Here is a 20,104-nt window from a genome sequence, read left to right on the forward strand (position 1 = left end):
ATGAGCCTCACCGGGACTGCGTTTCTCTACACGACGATCGTGCTGTCCGTCGTCGCCCTCGTTCTGCCGCTCGTTCTGTGGTCGAGGATGCGGGGGCCCAAGGCGCTGCGCGTCGCGGCCCGGGTGCTGATGCTGCTGTTCGCCCAGGGCACGGCGGTCACGCTGGTGTTCATCCTCGTCAACAACTCCAACAACCTCTACGACAACTGGGCCGACCTGCTCGGCACCGGCAACCACGTCCAGCAGGCCGCCGACCTCGGCCGGGACGGCACCGGCGGCATAGCGTTCAAGCGGCTGCCCAGGGTCAAACAGGCCTTCCAGACCGCCGACGGCCCCGGTATGCACGCGGCCGGCGGGGTCCGCGTCACCCAGCTCAAGGGACGGGTCTCGGGCGTGAACGCCGAGGTCTACGTCTGGCTGCCGCCGCAGTACGACGAGCCCGCCTACCGCCACCACAAGTTCCCGGTCGTGGAGCTGCTGCCGGGCTACCCCGGCTCGGCGAAGGCCTGGTTCGGCTCCATGAAGGCCCACGAGCAGCTGCTGCCGCTGATGAAGGACGGCCAGGTCGCGCCGTTCATCCTGGTGGCGCCGCGCACCAACCTGCTGGCCGGCGTGGACACCGGCTGCGCCAACATCCCGGGCACGGTGAACGCCGACAGCTGGCTGAGCATCGACGTGCCCAAGATGGTCATGGACAACTTCCGCGCCGAGCCCGCGCCCTCCGGCTGGGCGGTCGCCGGGTACTCGGCGGGCGCGCACTGCGCGGTCAAGCTGGCCGTCGCCCATCCCGACCGCTATCGGGCCGCCGTGAGCCTTTCCGGGTACAACGACCCGATCGGCGAACGCAACTCGCTCGCCTCGCAGACCCCGGCCCTGCGCGCGGCGAACAATCCCTACCTGCTTCTCAGGAAGTCGGCCGTGCCGCCCCGGATCGCGCTGTACGCCTCCGGCGAGTCCGGGGACGGCTACCAGGCGGGCGTGGCCCTGGAAGAGATCGCCAAGGCGCCGACGACCGTGCACGTGGTGTTCCTGCCGCGCAGCGCCGGTGGCCACACCATGGCGCTGTGGCGGCCGCAGGTGGTGCCCTCCTTCCGCTGGCTGACCCTCCAGATGGGCAAGAACCGGCCACGGACGGCGGCCACGGACGGTACTACTCCTCTGTCACCGTCGACCGGCGGTTCCACGCACGCGGCGCTCGCCAGTGGTACCGCATCGCGAGCAGGCGCAGCACGAAAGCGGTGACGACGGCGAGAGCGGTGGTGTACGGGGTCAGCACGCCGTAGTGGATGCACAGCACCACCATGGTCGCGCCGACGATCGCCGGGACCGCGTACAGGTCACGGTCCCAGCGCAGCAGCGACGGCACCTCGTTGGCGAGCACGTCCCTGAGCACACCGCCGCCGACGGCGGTGGCCAGGCCCAGGGTCGCCGAAGCGGTGAGGTTGAGGCCGTAGTCGTACGCCTTGGTCGTGCCGGCCACGCAGAACAGGCCGAGGCCGGCCGCGTCGAAGACGAGCACCGCGGCCTGGATGCGTTCCACGTGCGGGTGCAGGAAGAACACGACGAGCGTCGCGAGCAGCGGGGTGAGGAAGTACCCCAGGTCCGAGAACGCGGCCGGCGGCACGGCCCCGATCACGATGTCGCGGAACAGTCCTCCGCCCAGCGCGGTGACCTCGGCGAGGACGGCGATGCCGAAGACGTCGAAGTTCTTGCGGACGGCCAGCAGCGCACCGGAGATCGCGAAGACGAAGATGCCGACGACATCGAGGGTGTGCTGGACGGAGGGACTGAAGAGTTGCTCGACCACCCCGACATTCTCACCTGTCAGGGAGCATGCGCCTTACAAGTGCAGGTCAGAGCGCCGGTTTCCCTGTGGTGAAGAGCCAGGTCTGGAAGAGGTCGTCGAGCTGCTGTCCGCTCACCTTCTCGGCGAGGCGGATGAAGTCGGCGGTGTCGGCGTTGCCGTACCGGTGGAGCTTCGTCCAGGCGGGCAGCAGCTTGAAGAACGCCTTGTCGCCGATCCGTTCCCGCAGGGCCTGGAGGGTCATCGCGCCGCGCTGGTAGACGGCCGAGGCGAACATGGTGTCGTGCTGCGGGTCGGCGACCTCGAGCTTCCAGAAGTCGGAGTCGGCGGGGCGCGAGTTGTAGCCGGCCAGGAAGGAGTCGTGCGCCGAGCGGGTGCCCTGGTGCTCGGCCCACAGCCACTGGGCGTAGGTGGCGAAGCCCTCGTTCAGCCAGATGTCCTTCCACTTCGCCACGCTGACCGAGTCGCCGAACCACTGGTGGGCCAGCTCGTGCACGATCGTCGTCTCGTTGCGCACGGCCGAGTAGGCGGGCTTGCTCTGCACCTCGAGCGAGAACCCGGCCTGGGGCATGTCGTCGACGATCGCGCCGGTCTCCTCGAAGGGGTAGGGCCCGAAGATCTGGGACCAGTAGTCGGTGGCGGCGGCGGTGACGGCGTACACGTCGACGCTGTTGCTGTTCTTCAGCACCGGGTCGATGGCGACGTAAATGGGGATGCCGGAGGGCGTCTTCCCGGTCCGCACGTCGAACTTGCCGATGGTGGCCGTCGCGAGGTAGGTCGCCATGGGCCTGTTCTCGCGCCAGTGGGTGTACGTCGAGGCGCCCTTGTCGTACGTCGAGACCAGCCGGCCGTTGGAGACGCCGGTCAGGCCCTTCGGCGCCTTGATCCGGATGTCGTAGGTGGCCTTGTCGGAGGGGTGGTCGCTGGACGGGAACCAGGTGGAGGCGGCGTTGGGTTCGCAGGCGACGAAGACGCCGTCGTCGGTCTTCATCCAGCCGTAGTCCGAGCCGAAGACGATGGGGCCGCCGAGTGGTTCGGGTACGCCGCCGTAGGTGACCGTGGCGGTGAAGGTCCGGCCCTTGCGCACGGGGCTGCGCGGGGTGATCCGCAGTTCGTCGCCGTCCCGGGTGAACCGGGCGCGTCTGCCGTCCACTTCGACCCGGGTGACCTCCAGCTTCTGGAGGTCGAGGTCGAAGGAGGAGAGGTTCTGGGTGGCGCGGGCCGTGAGCGTCGTACGGCCGTCGAGGCGGTCGGTGGCGGGGTCGTAGGCCACGGACAGGTCGTAGTGGCGGGCGTCGAAGCCGCCGTTGCCGAGCTGCGGGAAGTAGCTGTCGCCGATGCCGGGCGCGCCGGGGGTGGGGGCGGAGGATGCGGCTACGGCGAAGAAAGAGGCCGCCGCGGTGGCGACAACCCCTAAACGTGCCGAACGGGAGAGTGCCATGGTCGTCCCTTTCGATCGTGTCGATCATCAGACGGACACGGACGACTCTGCGCTCTCCCGTTCATGCATGTACATGACTTTGCCGAGTTGTCATGTGCTACTTGTCGGTTGACTCCTGGGACTCGGCTTCCCGGGTGTCCTCGGCTTCCGCCGGCTCGCCGGAGTCGGCCTCGGGTGCGGCCTTCTCGGTCGACGTCTTCGCACCGGGGCCGGTCTTCTCGGCCGGGGCCACGGCGTCGGCAGCCGCCTCGGCGGTCGAGGCCTCCGCGTCGGCTTCGGCGGACCGGGGGGCCGGAACCTTGGCCTCGGCGGCCGGCTCCTTGGTGACCGGCTCCTCGACGGGCTCCGCCGAGGGTTCCTTCGCGAGACCGCCGGAGGTCTCCGCGGCGACCGCGGCCGACGTCTCCGCGGACTCCTCCAGCACCGCGTCCGGAACCAGCTCCGACGCCTGCTTCGCCACCGAGAGCAGCACCGTGTCCTGCGGGGCCTGGTCGGCGAAGTTCTCCGGGTGGTGGCAGGCGACCCGCTGACCGGCCCTCAGCTCCACGAGCTGCGGCTCGGTGGTCTTGCAGATCTGCGTGGCCTTCCAGCAGCGGGTGTGGAAGCGGCAGCCGCTCGGCGGGGCGATCGGGGACGGCACGTCGCCGCGGAGCAGGATGCGCTCGCTCTTCGCGCCCCGCCGCTTCGGGTCCGGTACCGGCACCGCCGACATCAGCGCCTTGGTGTACGGGTGCATCGGCGCCTCGTACAGCGAGGTGCGGTCGGCGAGTTCCACGATCTTGCCGAGGTACATCACCGCGATCCGGTCCGAGACGTGCCGGACGACCGAGAGGTCGTGCGCGATGATCACGTAGGTGAGGCCGAGCTCCTGCTGGAGGTCGTCCATCAGGTTCACGACCTGCGCCTGGATCGACACGTCCAGCGCGGACACCGGCTCGTCCGCCACCACCAGCTTCGGCTTCAGGGCGAGCGCGCGGGCGATGCCGATGCGCTGGCGCTGACCGCCGGAGAACTCGTGCGGGTAGCGGTTGTAGTGCTCGGGGCTCAGGCCCACCAGCTCCAGCAGCCGCTGGACCTCCTTCTTCACACCGCCCTCGGGCTCCACGCCCTGGAGCCGGAAGGGCGCCGAGACGATCGAGCCGATGGTGTGACGGGGGTTCAGGGAGCCGTACGGGTCCTGGAAGATCATCTGGATGTCGCGGCGCAGCGGGCGCAGCTGCCCGGTGTTCAGCCGCGTGATGTCCTGCCCGTCGAAGGTGATCGTGCCGCCGGTCGGGTCCTGGAGGCGGGTGATGACCCGGCCCATGGTCGACTTGCCGCAGCCCGACTCGCCGACCACGCCCAGGGTCTCGCCCTTGCGCACCTCGAAGTCGATGCCGTCGACGGCCTTCACCGCGCCGACCTGGCGCTGGAGAATGCCCTTCTTGATCGGGAAGTGCTTGGTCAGGCCCTCGACCTTGAGCAGCACCTCGCCGTCGGCGGCCCCGCTCGTCACCCCGGTCTTCGTCGTCTCACTCACAGCTTCGGCGCAATCTCTTCGGTCCAGATCCGCGTACGGTCCTCCGCCGAGAGGTGGCAGGCGGTCCAGTGCCCGGTGCTCACCTGCTCCAGCTCGGGACGCACCGTGCGGGTGACGTTCCCCTTGGGGATGTCCGCGTACGGGCAGCGCGGGTGGAAGGCGCAGCCCGAGGGGACGTTGATGAGGCTCGGCGGCTGGCCCTTGACCGGGATGAGCCGGTCGGAGGTCTCGCGGTCGATACGGGGCATCGAGCCGAGCAGACCCCAGGTGTACGGGTGCTGCGGCTGCTCGAAGACCTCGCCGGCCGGACCGCGCTCCACGCAGCGGCCGCCGTACATCACCAGGACGTCGTCGGCGATCTCGGCGACCACGCCGAGGTCGTGCGTGATCATGATGACCGCGGAGCCGAACTCCTTCTGGAGGTCGCGGATCAGGTCGAGGATCTGCGCCTGGACGGTCACGTCGAGGGCGGTGGTCGGCTCGTCCGCGATGAGCAGCTCGGGGTTGTTGACCAGCGCCATGGCGATCATGGCGCGCTGGCGCATACCGCCGGAGAACTCGTGCGGGTAGCTGTCGACGCGCTTGGCGGGCTCGGGGATGCCGACCCGGTCGAGCATCTCGACGGCACGCGTGCGGGCGACCTTCTTGCTGACGTCGTGGTGGACCCGGTACGCCTCGACGATCTGGTCGCCGACCTTGTAGTACGGGTGCATCGCGGACAGCGGGTCCTGGAAGATCATCGCCATCTCGCGGCCGCGGAGCTTGCGCACCTCGTCCGGGGAGGCGGAGACCAGTTCCTTGCCGTCCAGCCAGATCTCGCCGGACATCCGCACGTTCTTGCCGCGCGCGCCGAGCCGGTGCAGGCCCATGATGGCCTGCGAGGTGACGGACTTGCCGGAGCCGGACTCGCCGACGACGGCCAGGGTCCTGCCCTTGTCCAGCTTGAAGCTGAGTCCGTCGACGGACTTGACCACGCCGTCGTCGGTCGGGAAGTGCACCTTGAGGTCGCGGACCTCGAGGAAGGCTTCGGGCGCCCTGCCGGAGGTGGGCTCCCCCACTGCGGCGCCGGTCTTGGAGAGTTCGGTCACGAGAGCCTCACCCGCGGGTCGGCGGCCGCGTAGAGCAGGTCCACCAGGAGATTTGCGATCACTACGAAGAAGGCGGCGAGCAGGGTCACGCCGAGGATGGGGGGCAGGTCGTTGTCGGTGATGCCCTCCACCGCGTACTCACCGATGCCGTGCAGCGAGAACACGGTCTCGGTGATCACCGCGCCGCCGAGCAGCAGACCGAGGTCCATGCCGAAGACGGTGATGATCGGGGTGAGCGCGGCGCGCAGTCCGTGCCGGACGACGACCTTGCGCTCGCGCAGGCCCTTGGCGCGGGCCGTGCGGATGAAGTCCTCGTTCATCGTCTCCAGCATGCCCGAGCGGGTCAGCCGCGCGTAGATGGCGGAGTACAGCAGGGCGAGCGAACACCACGCCGGGAAGAGGGTGTTGGCCCACTGTGCCGGGTTCTCGGTGAGCGGGACGTAGGTGCGGCCGAAGATCGGCCACTGGTAGGTGAAGAGCAGGATCGCCAGGTTGCCCGTGAAGAACATGGGCAGCGAGACACCGGCGAGCGCGACGCCCATGAAGGTGCGGTCGAAGACCGAGCGCGGCTTCAGCGCGGAGATGACGCCGATCACCACACCGGACAGCAGCCACATCACGGCGGCGCCGGCGGCCAGCGACAGGGTCACCGGAAGGCGGTCGACGAGCTTCGGCCAGACGGCCTCGTGGGTCTTGAAGGAGTAGCCGAAGCAGGGCGCGTTGCAGTGCACCGTGCTGGGACCGACGCTGTAGTCGGCGCCGGCCGCGATCCCCTTGATGAAGTGCCAGTACTGGACGTAGACGGGCTGGTCCAGACCGAGGTTGTGCTTGACCGCGGCGATGTCCGCCTTCGACGGGCTCTTGCCGATGTACTGCTGAGCCAACTGGTCCGCTGTCTGACCGGCCAGTCGCGGCAGCAGGAAGAAGATGGCGAAGGTGACCGCGGAGACGACCAGCAGCAGGATCACTGCCGCTACCGTCCGACGGAGGATGTACGAGATCACGGGGACCGGCGCTGGTGCCCGCGGGCCGCGAAGCCCGCGGGCACCAATGCCTTCACCTGCCTTCCGGGGCTGCTACTTCTTCGTGGTGCCGAGGTTGAGGTAGTCGTACTGACCGCTGAAGGCGGACGTGGAGACCACGTTGGTCGCGTACGGCGAGCGGTACAGCAGGACCTTGAAGTAGGTCAGCGGGACGATGACCGCCTGGTCCATGGTGGCCTTGTCGATCTCGGCGTACACCTTGTTGCGGGTGGCCACGTCCGGGGCGGCGATCGCCTGGGCCAGCTTGGCGTCGACGTCCTTGTCCGAGAACTGCGACAGGTTCGTGTTGCCGGACTGGCTGATGGCCTTGCTGTTCAGGATCTGCTGGAGGAAGCCGTAGCCGGACGGCCAGTCGGCACCCCACTGCATCATCATGATGCCGACGTTGTTCTTCTCGGTGAACTTCGGCACACCCGCGTAGTCGGTGAAGTACTTGCCCTGCGGGAACTGCTTCAGGCTGGCGTTGATGCCGACCTTCTTCAGCGAGCTGATGATCGCCGTGGCCGCGTCGACTTCCTGCTGGCGGTCGGAGCGGGCCGTGATGTTGGTCGTGATCGACTTCTTGCCGCAGGCCTTCAGGTGCTCCTTGGCCTTGGCGACGTCGCCCTTGTTGCCGGGCGTCGCGTAGACGTCGGCCTTCTGGTAGCCGGGGATGTCCGGCGGGAGCACGGTGGTGGCGATGTCACCGCGGATCGGGCCGCCCTCGGCGGTCTGCACGGAGACCTTGTCGATGGCGTACTGGACGGCCTTGCGGCACTCGACGTTGTCGAACGGCTTGACCTTGGTGTTGAGCGCCGCGTAGACGAGGCGGCCACCGTAGGCGTTGTCGGTGCTGGCCTTGCCGTCCGCGGAGTTGAGCAGGCTGGCCTGGGTCGAGGCGCCGACACCGATACCGGTGAGCTCCGCCGTGGCGTCGCCGGACTGGACGTCCTTGTCGATCGTCTCGGCGTTGACCTTCAGGTTGACGACGATCTTGTCCGGGTACTGCTTGCGCAGCGGGTCGGTCTTCGGGTCCCAGTTCTTGTTGCGGACCAGGACGACCTGCTTGCCCTCCTGGTAGCTCTGGAACTGGTAGGAGCCGGAGGACACGATGTGCTTGACGTAGTCGACGCCGTCGTCCTTGGCCTGCGGCACCGGAGCCGTCTGCGGGGCCGCCACCAGGTAGTCGAACTCCTGGAAGGAACGGTTCAGGTGGAAGACGATCGTGGTGTCGTCCGGCGTCTCGATCGAGGACAGGCCCTTGGCGCTCTTGTCCTTGTACGGACCCTTGTACTTGTCGCCGTCCTTCATGAACTGCTGGAAGTAGTTCGGGCCGAGCGAGAGCACGTCACGCGCGAAGTTGGACCGCTCGACGGCGTACTTGACGTCCTTCGAGGTGATCGGCGTGCCGTCCTGGTACTTCAGGCCCGAACGCAGCTTGTACGTCCAGGTCTTGCCGCCGTCGCTGGAGACGCCCTTGCTCGCGGCGAGGTCCGGGACGAGGGTGTTGCCCTTCTCGCCGGGGCCGGGAGTGAACGTCATCAGCGGGCGCGCCCAGAGCCGGCTGAGGTTGTACATGTACGCGTAGTACGTGTTGCCCGGGTCGAACGAGTCCGGCACGTCCGACATCTCGTAGGTGACAGTGCCACCCTTCTTGGTGGACGCGTTGACGACACCCGTGGTCGCCTTGTTGGCACCGGCCGCCTTCGGCGTGCCGCCGTCCTTGTTGTCATCGGCCTTGCTGCAACCTGCAACGAGCAGGCTGGCGGAGCCGATGGCCGCAACCGCGGCCAGTGCTGACCTTCGCATGATGGTCTGCTTCCCCTCCATGATCGGAAACTTGATGGGCTCTCGGGAGCTGCCTAGCGGCTGCGGGGGTCGAGAGCGTCGCGGAGACCGTCGCCGAGCAGATTGAACGCGAGGACGGTGATGAAGATGGCGAGTCCGGGCACGATCATGTACTGGGGATCGACCTGGTAGTACGTGACGGCCTCCCGGAGCATGCCGCCCCAGGACGCCTGCGGGGGCTGGATGCCGACGCCGAGGAAGCTCAGGGACGCCTCGAAGAGGATGTTGGTCGGGATGAGCAGCGTCGAGTAGACGATGATCGGGCCGACCAGGTTCGGCATCAGCTCGCGGAAGAGGATGTACGGGCCCTTGGCGCCCATGCCGCGGGCGGCGTCCACGAACTCCCGCTCGCGCAGGGCGAGGGTCTGGCCCCGCACGATCCGGCCCAGGTAGGGCCAGTTGAAGAAGCCGATGACGAAGATGAGCACGCTCAGGTGGAGCGGCAGTCCGTTGAGGCCGAACGCGCCGCCCTGGAGGGTGGCGGAGATGGCGATGGCGAAGAGCAGGAGGGGGAAGGCGAGGAAGGTGTCCATCAGCCGGCTGATGACCGAGTCGACCCGTCCGCCGTAGTAGCCGGCGACGACGCCCATGATGGCGCCGATCACGTTGGACAGGATCGTGGCGCCGAAGGCGACCACCAGCGACACCCAGGAGCCCTCCAGGATGCGGGTGGCGATGTCACGGCCGAACTTCGGGTCGACGCCCAGCGGGTGGCCGGCGCTCATGCCGCCCATGCCGCCCTTGGGCAGCGAGGTGTTGGCGTCGATGAGGTCCTGGTGGAAGGCGTTGGGGTCGAGGCCGAACATCGCCTGGATCGGGCGCGAGAGGATCGCGATGAGAATCAGCAGGATCACGATGACGCCGCCGACGACGGCGACTCTGTCCTTCTTGAACCGGGTCCAGGCGATCTGCCCCAGGGAACGGCCCTCGATCTGCCCCTTACCGGCACCCTCGAGCACAGCTTCCGGCTGTGCCTCGGCTGCCGCCCCGGTGGTCTCGATCGGTGCGGTCACAGTGACCTGACCCCTCTCGCCGGTGGTGACCGGCCTGTGCCTGCCGCGGATTGCGGCTTTGTCGACTTGCACTCGGACACGAGGCCCTCGACCTTGCGTCTGAGTCGCGAGTCTTCAGCTTCGTCGCGATCACCCGCCAGAGCTGACGGGGAAAGTATGCGCAACCGTGATGCAGTGCAGGGGATTCCGTTATCCGAACAGTGGGTAACACACCCCGGACGCATGCCAGTTGGGAAAAAAGTTTCATTACGGACGGATCGGGATCATCGTCGGTGATCTACGCGCGGAGAAATGTGTCGGCCCTGTGAAGCCCAGGGGCGGACCGCGGAGGCCCGATCCGCTCAGTAACCGCCCTGCGCCGGCGGATAACCGTACCCGGCGGCGGGTGCCGTGGGCGGGGCGGGGGCGTGCGCCTCACGGTCGTAGAACGGGCGGGCGTTGGCCCGCATCCACATGGCCACGGGGTCGTACTCGTCCGACATCACGACGGTCGACACCGGCAGTCCGTCCGGGACCGCCCCGACGGACTGCTGCATCATCGCGCGCACCGAGTCCACGGCGGCCGGCGAGGCGTCGTACACCTCCAGGCCGATGGCGAGGTACGGCGCCCCGAGCGCGGGCTGCACCCAGGCGCGGCGCAACGAGCGGACGGCCTGGGTGCGGTGGGCGTTCTGCGCGAGCAGGGCGTAGAACTGCGGGACCTCGATGCCGGGTTCCGACAGGCGCAGCGGGCCGGCGGGCTGGCGGTCGAGGCCGGTGGCGATCCGGCGCAGGTCGAGCCAGGGGATGCCGACGCCGCCGCCCGGGGCGTGCGGGTTGAGCCAGAGGCCGAAGCGGTCCGGGTAGAGGGTGCGGGCCACGTCGACCGCGTCGACCACCTCGTAGGAGCGGTTCCAGCCGCTGGCCGACAACTCCTGGGCGGAGGTGACGCAGGGCGCGTAGCCGAAGCCCTCCACCTCCATGTTCCCGTACTGGGCGTCGGGGGAGCCGGCCTGGCCGTGCCACAGGAGCATCCAGATCTGGCCGGAGGCGGGGGTCGCGAGCGCCCTGAGGAGTGCCTCGTAGGCGTCGTAACGCCCGGGCGTCACCTGGCGCAGCATGTGCTCGACCTGTCCGGTCGCAGCGGTGCCGCTCGCGCTCACCTGTTACCGCCCCTTCGAGAAGTCGTCCCGCGTGTGGAAACAGCTTAAGCCGCTGCGAGCTCGCGGCTCGGTGTCCGTCGGCGGGTGCGGGTTGTGTGTGGCTTGTCGCTCGGGGCCGTGTGCCGACACGGCCCCGCGCCCCTCGGGGCGGGCGCTTCAGTTGCCGTGCTGGTAGAAGGGCCGGACGGTCGTCCTCAGCCAGTCGGCCACCGGGTCGTCGGTCACGTCCAGCAGGACCAGGTTGACCGGCCATCGCACCGGGACCGCGCCCAGGGCCCGGCCCAGGGCGTCCAGGGGCAGGGCCCGCAGGTCGCCCTCCCACTGGGTGAGTTCGACGCCTATGAACATGACCGGGTCGGCCGTCTCGACGGCGGCCAGGCAGCGGCGGGCGGTGCGGACGACGCCGATCCGCTCGAACTCGGCGGAGGCGGCGGCGAGGAAGTCGACCGGGTCCTCCTGCCAGTCGGGTTCGAAGAGGCGGACGCGGCCGCCGCTCGCCGGGCCGTCGAGCGGGGTACGGCCGGCCCGGCACAGCTCGGCCACGGCCTCGGGCGGGAGCGGGACGCCGACCATGCCGTCCGGGTTGACGACGACGCCGACGTGCGGGGGCAGGCCGCGGGCGAACTCCACGGCCGGGGCGACGGTGTACCCGATGTGGGAGCCGACGACCTGGCGGAACTGCTCCTCGGAGCTGAACACCGGCACGTACGCCTGGCCGTCGATCTCCATGGTGGGCAGGTCGAGCGGGCCGCTGCCGGGGCCGCCGCCGTTGGGCAGCGGGACCCAGACGTAGCTCCGGCCCAGCACCTCGATGATCCGGCCGCCGGCCAAGGGGATGCCGAAGGAAGCCGACAGCACCTCCTCCAGCTCGTTGCCGGGCCAACCGCTGTGCGGATGGGGTTGCGTCTGTGCCGGGAAGTCCGCGGGAAAGTCCGCCGGGAAGTCCATCTGCCTACCGCCTGCTGGGACCAACTGTTGTGGCTGAAAGGCTAGCGGGTACCTGTGCGCGCCCGGGCGGGTCTCCTCAGCCCGCGAACCCGATGCGGCGCAACACGTCCGCCGCCTCCCGGTCGAGCAGCACCGCCGAGTCGCAGCCCTGGGGCAGTTCGCCCCGCTCCACCCCGCGCAGCAGCCGGGCGGCCGCCCTGCGGTGGCGCAGGAAGGCGTACCGGGAGACGCCCCGGCCGCGCTCGCGCTGGCCCTCAAGGGCCGTGGCGGGCGGGACGTCGAGCAGCAGCAGGTGCAGCGTGCCGCCCCGGCGGCGGGCGGCGCGGGCCAGCCAGTCGCGCACCCAGGCCTGCGTACCGCAGTCGTGCACGACGACCCCCTCGCCGGAGCGCAGGGCACGGCGCAGTGCGGCGTAGTGGGCGAGGCGGACCAGGGGGCGGTACACCGCGTACGGCAGGAAGCCGGGCATGCGGCGCTCCCAGCGGTCGCGGGCGTCCTGGGAGTCGATGCGCGGGCCCCGGACCGCGCGGTGCATCAGCGTCGACTTGCCGCTGCCCGGCAGGCCGGTGACCACCACCAGGTCACGGGGGCCGAAGAGCAGGCCGTGCGGACTGCGCCCCGCACGGTCCCGCAGGTCGCGGACGACCGGTGCCATGGGGGTCCCCCCGCGCGAGCGCAGCCGAGCGTGGGGGAGGTCGCCGCACCGCTCGCGGGCCGGGGCCGCCGGCTGCTGGGGCAGGGCGACGTCCGTCGTCGTCGCGTATGCCGTGGTCCTTGTCACCGTGATCGTCCTCCCTGGGGGTTCAGGAAAGGTTCTCCCCACTGAATGTAAAGAGAAGGTAATGCACGATGTCTCGCGGTTCCGTCCGCTTCCGGCCACAGGCCGGTCACAAAGCAAGGGTGGTCAAGGAGAGGGGGCGGCGTGCAATGATGTGCGCGCCAACTGCATACCGGCCGTTTGAATCCGCGCGGGAGAGTCCCCGGCACCGATGGTGCGGGGCGCCGAAGGAGCAAGTCCCTCCCTTGAATCTCTCAGGCACCGTTACCGCGCGGGCGAGGCACATCTGAAAAGCGGGCCGCTGTGTCAGCGGCTCCACCCAAGGTGCAAGCCATGACCACTTCGGTGGTCGGGGCGAACCTCTCAGGTTCCGATGACAGATGGGGAGGAACGACCTCGCCCGTCATGCCTTTGGGAGACGACCGCCGATGAGCAGTACCGAACTCCGCCGTACCGCGCTCGATGCCCTGCATCGCTCGCTCGGCGCGACCATGACCGACTTCGCCGGCTGGGACATGCCCCTGCGCTACGGCTCCGAGCGCGACGAGCACCTCGCCGTGCGCACCAGGGCCGGGCTGTTCGACCTCTCCCACATGGGCGAGATCACCGTGACCGGCCCCCAGGCCGCCGGACTGCTGAACCACGCCCTCGTCGGGAACATCGCCTCGGTCGGTGTCGGGCGCGCCCGTTACACCATGATCTGCCGGGCCGACGGCGGCATCCTGGACGACCTGATCGTCTACCGGCTGGCCGATGCCACCTACATGGTCGTGGCCAACGCCTCCAACGCCCAGGTGGTCCTCGACGCGCTCGTCGAGCGGTCCGCCGGCTTCGACGCCGAGGTCCGCGACGACCGGGACGCCTACGCCCTGATCGCCGTCCAGGGCCCCGAGTCCCCCGGCATCCTGAAGTCCCTCACCGACGCCGACCTCGACGGCCTGAAGTACTACGCCGGCCTGCCCGGCACGGTCGCCGGCGTCCCGGCGCTCATCGCGCGCACCGGCTACACCGGCGAGGACGGCTTCGAGCTCTTCGTGAAGCCCGAGCACGCCGTCGAACTGTGGCAGGCGCTGAGCAGGGCCGGCGAGGGCGTCGGGCTGGTGCCCTGCGGCCTGTCCTGCCGGGACACGCTCCGCCTGGAGGCGGGCATGCCGCTGTACGGGCACGAGCTCACCACCTCGCTCACCCCCTTCGACGCCGGGCTCGGCCGGGTGGTGAAGTTCGAGAAGGAGGGCGACTTCGTGGGCCGCGAGGCGCTGGCCGAGGCCGCCGCGCGCGCCGAGCAGAACCCGCCGCGCGTCCTGGTCGGCCTGGTCGCCGAGGGCCGCCGGGTGCCGCGCGCCGGGTACCCGGTCGTCGCCGGCGGCACGGTGATCGGCGAGGTCACCTCCGGTGCGCCCTCCCCCACCCTGGGCAGGCCCATCGCCATGGCCTACGTCGACGCGGCGCACGCGGCGCCGGGCACGCCCGGTGTCGGCGTGGACATCCGGGGCAGCCACGAACCGTACGAAGTCGTGACGCTGCCGTTCTACAAGCGCCAGAAGTAGACACTGGGCGCGGGTCCCGGCGTCCGGACGTGACCCTGCGCACATTCCCGCTGATCACACGCGTCAACAGCAGTCCCCCCTTCATCAGCGCTCCCGCGCGTACAGGAGAATTCAGGCCATGAGCAACCCCCAGCAGCTGCGCTACAGCAAGGAGCACGAGTGGCTGTCGGCCGCCGAGGACGGCGTCTCGACGGTCGGCATCACCGAGTTCGCGGCCAACGCGCTCGGCGACGTCGTCTACGCCCAGCTCCCCGAAGTCGGCTCCACGGTGACCGCGGGTGAGACCTGCGGCGAGCTGGAGTCGACCAAGTCGGTGTCCGACCTGTACTCGCCGGTCACCGGCGAGGTCACCGAGACCAACGAGGACGTCGTCAACGACCCGTCGCTGGTGAACTCCGCCCCCTTCGAGGGTGGCTGGCTGTTCAAGGTCCGCGTCACGGAGGAGCCGGCCGACCTGCTCTCCGCCGACGAGTACACCGCCCAGAACGCCGGCTGAGGAGTCGTAGCCGTATGACTGTCCTGAACACGTCCCTGCACGAACTCGACCCGGAGATCGCCGCCGCGGTCGACGCCGAGCTCGACCGCCAGCAGTCCACCCTCGAGATGATCGCCTCGGAGAACTTCGCGCCGCTCGCGGTCATGGAGGCGCAGGGCTCGGTCCTCACCAACAAGTACGCCGAGGGCTACCCGGGCCGCCGCTACTACGGCGGCTGCGAGCACGTCGACGTCGCCGAGCAGATCGCCATCGACCGGGTCAAGGAGCTGTTCGGCGCCGAGTACGCCAACGTGCAGCCCCACTCCGGTGCCTCCGCCAACCAGGCCGCCCTGTTCGCGCTGGCCCAGCCCGGCGACACCATCCTCGGGCTGGACCTGGCGCACGGCGGCCACCTGACCCACGGCATGCGGCTGAACTTCTCCGGCAAGCAGTTCAACGTGGTCGCCTACCACGTCGACGACTCCGGCCTGGTCGACATGGCCGAGGTGGAGCGGCTGGCCAAGGAGCACCGGCCGAAGGTGATCATCGCGGGCTGGTCGGCGTACCCGCGGCAGCTGGACTTCGCCGAGTTCCGCCGGATCGCCGACGAGGCCGGGGCGTACCTGTGGGTCGACATGGCGCACTTCGCGGGCCTGGTCGCCGCCGGTCTCCACCCGAACCCGGTGGAGCACGCGGACGTGGTCACCTCCACCACCCACAAGACCCTCGGCGGCCCGCGCGGCGGCATCATCCTGGCGAAGAAGGACTTCGCTAAGAAGCTGAACTCCTCCGTCTTCCCGGGCTTCCAGGGCGGCCCCCTGGAGCACGTGATCGCGGCCAAGGCGGTCTCCTTCAAGGTCGCCGCCTCGGAGGACTTCAAGGAGCGCCAGCGTCGTACGCTGGAGGGCGCGCGTCTGCTGGCCGAGCGGCTCAGCGCGGCGGACGTCCGCGAGGCCGGGGTGAGCGTCCTGTCCGGCGGTACGGACGTGCACCTGGTCCTGGTCGACCTGCGCGACTCGGAGCTGGACGGGCAGCAGGCCGAGGACCGGCTGCACGAGGTCGGCATCACGGTCAACCGGAACGCGATCCCGAACGACCCCCGTCCGCCCATGGTCACCTCCGGTCTGCGGATCGGTACGCCGGCCCTGGCGACCCGCGGCTTCACGGCCGAGGACTTCGCCGAGGTCGCGGACGTGATCGCGGAGACGCTCAAGGCGCCTTCTCCCTTCGGGGCCGCCGACGCGGCGGCGCTGAAGGGCCGGGTCCAGGCGCTTGCCGACAAGCACCCGCTTTACCCCGGTCTGAACAAGTAGTTCCCTGGTGGGGGCACCCGACGGCGTGTGCCCCCGCCCTTTTCGGAGGAGTTCCCGTGGCCATCTCGGTCTTCGACCTGTTCTCGATCGGCATCGGCCCGTCGAGCTCCCACACCGTCGGCCCGATGCGCGCGGCCCGTCTGTTCGCCCTGCGCCTGCGCAACGAGGGGCTGCTGGAGTCCGTCGCGTCCATACGCTCCGAGCTGTACGGCTCCCTCGGCGCGACCGGCCACGGCCACGGCACCCCGAAGGCGGTGCTGCTCGGTCTGGAGGGCGCCTCGCCGCGCACGGTGGACGTGGAGACGGCGGACGACCGGATCGAGGCGATCAAGGCGTCGAAGCGCCTTCGGCTGCTGGGCGAGCACGAGATCGCGTTCTCCTTCGACGACGACCTCGTCCTGCACCGCCGCAAGGCCCTCCCCTACCACGCCAACGGCATGACCCTGTGGGCGTACGACGCGCAGGGCGCCGAGGTGCTGGCCAAGACGTACTACTCGGTCGGCGGTGGTTTCGTGGTCGACGAGGACGCGGTCGGCGCGGACCGCATCAAGCTCGACGACACGGTCTTGAAGTACCCCTTCCGCACCGGCGACGAGCTGCTCCGCCTGACGAAGGACACCGGCCTGTCGATCTCCGCCCTGATGCTGGAGAACGAGCGGGCCTGGCGCACCGAGGAGGAGATCCGCGAGGGCCTGCTCGACATCTGGCGGGTGATGCAGTCCTGCGTGGCGCGCGGCATGTCCCGCGAGGGCATCCTGCCGGGCGGTCTGAAGGTACGGCGCCGGGCCGCCGTCTCCGCCCGGCAACTGCGCGCCGAGGGCGACCCGCTGGCCCGCGCGATGGAGTGGATCACGCTCTACGCGATGGCCGTGAACGAGGAGAACGCGGCCGGCGGCCGGGTGGTCACCGCCCCCACGAACGGCGCGGCCGGCATCATCCCGGCCGTCCTGCACTACTACGTCAACTTCGTCCCCGGCGCCGACGAGGAGGGCGTGGTCCGCTTCCTGCTCGCCGCGGGCGCCATCGGCATGCTCTTCAAGGAGAACGCCTCCATCTCCGGCGCCGAGGTCGGCTGCCAGGGCGAGGTCGGCTCCGCCTGCTCCATGGCGGCCGGCGCCCTCGCCGAGGTCCTCGGCGGCAGCCCCGAGCAGGTGGAGAACGCCGCCGAGATCGGCATGGAGCACAACCTCGGCCTCACCTGCGATCCCGTGGGCGGCCTGGTCCAGATCCCGTGCATCGAGCGCAACGGCATGGCCGCGGTCAAGGCCGTCACCGCCGCCCGCATGGCGATGCGCGGCGACGGCTCCCACAAGGTGTCCCTCGACAAGGTCATCAAGACCATGAAGGACACCGGCGCCGACATGTCCGTCAAGTACAAGGAGACGGCCCGGGGCGGGCTCGCGGTGAACATCATCGAGTGCTGAGGGCTCGTCGCCGAGGCCCCAGTACCGAGGTCTCAGTGCCGCGGGCAGGGGAAGGTGTGCGGTGGGGTTCCCCAGGTGGCGGGGTTCTGCCGGTTGGGGAGGATCCCGCAGCTGAGCAAGGTGACGGCCGTGCCGTCCGGTTGCGTGATCTCGCGGATGAACATCGCTTTGTCGGGCGGGAACTTGTTCTGGCCGTCCAGCCGGAGCACGCCGGACGCTCCGGGGTACTGGGACACGCCGTGTGCGGTCAGCCAGAGGTAGATGTCGTCGGATGTGACGTTGCCGTTGCGGGAGGTGGGGAGCAGGTTCTCGACGACCTTGGTGACGATGCCGACGGTGTCGAAGCCGCCGGCGGCGTCGGCGTCGGCGCCGCGGTGGCCGAAGACCGTGGCGAAGTCGCGGGTGAACTGGGCGTAGGGGTCCCGTGGGTCCTGTGTGGGCGCGTTCGCCGTCTCGTAGAAGATCGTCATGTACGGGTATGCCCGCGCCGTCCCCTCCGGATCGACCTGGAAGCCGATGGGGGCGCTCTCGGCGATCAGCGGGATGGTGCCGTGCGACGGCTGGCACTGGCCGCCGGCCCGTTGCATGGCGTTGAGGAGGCTCGGCAGGACTCCTGAGCGGCCCAGGTAGACGATGACGCCGTGGGCGGCCGTGACCTTGTCGCACACTTCGGTCGCGATGTCCTCCGGTGTCCTCGTCCCCGGCTTCTCGCTGAATTCGACCTCGTCGGTCTTTCCGTACTTGCGGTAGGCGTCGGCGAACAGGTTCCGCAGGTCCGTGCTGAAGTAGGTGTCGGTCGAGTCGTACACCACCACGGGGTGCGGTCCGTCGCTGGTCAGGGCCCGGACCGTCGGTGCGTTGTGGATGAAGTCGGCCAGGACCGAGGCGACCCGCGCGTTGGGCGTGGTGACCTGGAAGTAGCGCGGCGGGGAGCCGGGGCCGACCATGTTGCTGCCGGTCACCCCGTTGGCGATCACCGGGATCCCCTTCCTGTCGAGCTCCCGGGCCGCCTCCAGGGACTCGGGGCGGCTCTGGGTGATCCCGAGGACCGCGACGATGTGCTCCTCGGCCTTGCGGCGGATGATCATCTGGGTGACGTCCGGGCCATTGCCGATGCTCGAGCCGTACGCGAAGTACTGGCCGGTGTTGGCGATCAGCAGGCGGATCGGCATCTTGTTCTGGCGGTTCTCGCTGTTGAGCTTGTGCTGCTGGGCGATGACGCCGCGCAGGATCTGCAGACCGATCGGCGGGTCGTCGTAGACGCCGGTCTGGAGGCTCAGGGGCGCGAGGAAGACGAGCGTCCGGAACCTGCCGTCGGTGATCTTGGCGTTCTCCTTCGCGACCTGCCGCTCCAGCTCTCTGAGCTCCTTCCCGCGCTCCCCCGGGACCGCCAGGTCGCACTGCTTTCCGTCGGTCACGCCGACGCGCTCACCGGTCGAGACCGTCACGCAGGGGGACGGCGCCTTGTGGGGGCGCGGCGGGGCCGCCCAGAGGAAGTGCTGGGCCAGGAGGACGCCGGCGGTGGCGGTGGCCAGGAGCGGCAGCGCGGTCGGGCGGAGCCAGTCGACGGGCTTGTCCCTGCGGGCGGTGACGCTCGGGTGGTTGTTCAGCCAGGTCTCCGCCGTGCGTTCCGCGTCGTCGTCCTCGGCGGGCAGCGTGACCAGGCGTACGGGTTCGTCGCTGCCCTCGGTGAGGACGGTGAAGACCTGGTCGGCGATGCCGTTCGGCCGGGTCAGGTCGGCGTCGAGCGGGACGGCGTACTCCGGTGGCGGTCCCGAGCAGGCGGCCAGGATGAGCAGGGGCTGGGTCGGCTGGTCGCGGGCGAGTTCCTCGAACGTGCCGAGCAGGGTGCGGCCGGGCCCGTTCACGTCGTGGATCTCGGGGATCATGACGACGACGGCCCACCGGCGCCGGGCCCACAGGTGGCTCAGGCGCGACCTCCACCGGGTGGCCCTGCGCAGATCGGTGAGCAGCGCACGCAGCAGGATGCGGCGCACTCGCGGGTCGTCCCGGTCCAGTCGGCCGTCCCGGCAGAACGAGAGCGCGGCGTCCAGGAAACAGGCCGCGCCGAGTTCTTCGGCGACCCAGCGCAGGCCCCAGTGCCGCAGGTGGAACCGGTAGCAGAACCGGGGGAAGCCGACGGTCAGCGCCGCTACGAAGCTCTGGAGCCAGCCGGTCAGGAAGTGCTGCCCGAAGGAGCGCGCGATCCGGTCGCCGGCCGCGAGCACCGCCCGCCGGCCCAGCAGCTCCGTGTGCAGTCCGTCGAGGATCGGCTGCTGCTGGGCCCGGACGTCTCCGACGCCGCTCCGCTGGTCCAGCACGGCCCGGCAGGTGTGGAAGTGCGGCAGGCTGAGGTGCCCCGACGGCATGGTCAGCTGGAGCTGCTGTGCCACGCCGTCCATCGCCTCGGCGAACCCGCCCCCGCGCCCGCCGTCGGTGACGACGGCGTGCGGCACCTGGCTGTGCTGGTTCCCGTCCTGCTGCGCGAGCCGGCGCTTGTACTCCCGGACCAGACGACGGGCCGCCGCCACGTCCCCGCCGTCCTGTCTGGACAGCACCAGGGCCGGCACCCTGCTCGCCTTGGACCTGCGGGCCACGAAGGCGTCGAGCTGGCGTATCAGCCGGTCGGACCACCTGGGATAGAACGAGACCTCTGGCACGCGTCGCCTCCGTGGAGAGAAAGGGCAGAGGCGTAACGTGCCAGAGAAGGTGCCCGCAACATCCTGGTATTGCGACTAATGG

General features: G+C 69.7%; 16 protein-coding genes and 1 riboswitch. Of the genes, 5 read left to right on the plus strand and 11 right to left on the minus strand.

The window, feature by feature from the left end; translation table 11 throughout:
• A complete protein-coding gene (locus ACFY01_RS39355; protein WP_390740588.1) occupies positions 1-1,242 on the plus strand; it encodes an alpha/beta hydrolase in 1,242 nt (413 codons plus the stop codon).
• On the opposite strand, the gene ACFY01_RS39360 is transcribed toward ACFY01_RS39355, so the two are convergent.
• The 10 genes from ACFY01_RS39360 to ACFY01_RS39405 form a co-directional block, all read right to left on the minus strand.
• Complete coding sequence (locus ACFY01_RS39360; RefSeq protein ID WP_390740589.1) at positions 1,151-1,807, minus strand: trimeric intracellular cation channel family protein; 657 nt, start codon at positions 1,805-1,807, stop codon at positions 1,151-1,153. The genes ACFY01_RS39355 and ACFY01_RS39360 overlap by 92 nt on opposite strands.
• A gap of 46 nt (positions 1,808-1,853) precedes the next feature.
• Entirely contained in the window at positions 1,854-3,245 is a 1,392-nt protein-coding gene (locus ACFY01_RS39365; protein WP_390740590.1) for a M1 family metallopeptidase, read from the minus strand.
• 97 nt (positions 3,246-3,342) lie between these two features.
• A complete protein-coding gene (locus ACFY01_RS39370; RefSeq protein ID WP_390740591.1) occupies positions 3,343-4,764 on the minus strand; it encodes an ABC transporter ATP-binding protein in 1,422 nt (473 codons plus the stop codon).
• Entirely contained in the window at positions 4,761-5,852 is a 1,092-nt protein-coding gene (locus ACFY01_RS39375) for an ABC transporter ATP-binding protein (protein ID WP_390740592.1), read from the minus strand. The genes ACFY01_RS39370 and ACFY01_RS39375 overlap by 4 nt, the downstream gene beginning before the upstream one ends.
• Complete coding sequence (locus ACFY01_RS39380) at positions 5,849-6,856, minus strand: ABC transporter permease (RefSeq protein WP_390740593.1); 1,008 nt, start codon at positions 6,854-6,856, stop codon at positions 5,849-5,851. The genes ACFY01_RS39375 and ACFY01_RS39380 overlap by 4 nt, the downstream gene beginning before the upstream one ends.
• 72 nt (positions 6,857-6,928) lie before the next feature.
• Positions 6,929-8,704, minus strand: a complete 1,776-nt coding sequence (locus tag ACFY01_RS39385) for an ABC transporter substrate-binding protein (RefSeq protein ID WP_390740594.1) — start codon at positions 8,702-8,704, stop codon at positions 6,929-6,931.
• 32 nt (positions 8,705-8,736) lie between these two features.
• A complete protein-coding gene (locus tag ACFY01_RS39390) occupies positions 8,737-9,735 on the minus strand; it encodes an ABC transporter permease (protein WP_390740595.1) in 999 nt (332 codons plus the stop codon).
• A 341-nt stretch (positions 9,736-10,076) separates the two neighbouring features.
• Positions 10,077-10,877: an enhanced serine sensitivity protein SseB C-terminal domain-containing protein gene (locus tag ACFY01_RS39395; RefSeq protein WP_390740596.1), complete on the minus strand. Its 801-nt coding sequence runs from the start codon at positions 10,875-10,877 to the stop codon at positions 10,077-10,079.
• Positions 10,878-11,033: 156 nt separating this feature from the next.
• Positions 11,034-11,825 (minus strand): enhanced serine sensitivity protein SseB, encoded by a 792-nt coding sequence (locus ACFY01_RS39400; protein WP_390740597.1) that lies wholly within the window; start codon positions 11,823-11,825, stop codon positions 11,034-11,036.
• A 76-nt stretch (positions 11,826-11,901) separates the two neighbouring features.
• Positions 11,902-12,606, minus strand: a complete 705-nt coding sequence (locus ACFY01_RS39405; protein WP_390740598.1) for an AAA family ATPase — start codon at positions 12,604-12,606, stop codon at positions 11,902-11,904.
• Between the two features lie 178 nt (positions 12,607-12,784).
• Positions 12,785-12,883: riboswitch (glycine riboswitch) on the plus strand.
• Positions 12,884-13,031: 148 nt separating this feature from the next.
• Between ACFY01_RS39405 and gcvT the strand changes: the two genes are divergently transcribed.
• The 4 genes from gcvT (at position 13,032) to ACFY01_RS39425 (ending at position 17,362) form a co-directional block, all read left to right on the plus strand.
• On the plus strand, positions 13,032-14,150 hold the full coding sequence (gcvT, locus tag ACFY01_RS39410; protein ID WP_390740599.1) for a glycine cleavage system aminomethyltransferase GcvT: 1,119 nt from the start codon (positions 13,032-13,034) through the stop codon (positions 14,148-14,150).
• 118 nt (positions 14,151-14,268) lie between these two features.
• On the plus strand, positions 14,269-14,646 hold the full coding sequence (gcvH, locus tag ACFY01_RS39415; RefSeq protein WP_361812680.1) for a glycine cleavage system protein GcvH: 378 nt from the start codon (positions 14,269-14,271) through the stop codon (positions 14,644-14,646).
• Between the two features lie 14 nt (positions 14,647-14,660).
• Positions 14,661-15,938 (plus strand): serine hydroxymethyltransferase, encoded by a 1,278-nt coding sequence (glyA, locus tag ACFY01_RS39420; protein WP_390740600.1) that lies wholly within the window; start codon positions 14,661-14,663, stop codon positions 15,936-15,938.
• A 56-nt stretch (positions 15,939-15,994) separates the two neighbouring features.
• Positions 15,995-17,362, plus strand: coding sequence for an L-serine ammonia-lyase (locus tag ACFY01_RS39425; RefSeq protein ID WP_390740601.1), 1,368 nt, complete (start codon positions 15,995-15,997; stop codon positions 17,360-17,362).
• Between the two features lie 32 nt (positions 17,363-17,394).
• Here the strand turns inward: ACFY01_RS39425 and ACFY01_RS39430 are convergent, their stop codons facing one another.
• A complete protein-coding gene (locus tag ACFY01_RS39430) occupies positions 17,395-20,022 on the minus strand; it encodes an ABC transporter substrate-binding protein (protein ID WP_390740602.1) in 2,628 nt (875 codons plus the stop codon).
• Positions 20,023-20,104: the final 82 nt, after the last annotated feature.

Source organism: Streptomyces sp. NPDC001480 (assembly GCF_042894725.1).
Classification (GTDB): domain Bacteria; phylum Actinomycetota; class Actinomycetes; order Streptomycetales; family Streptomycetaceae; genus Streptomyces.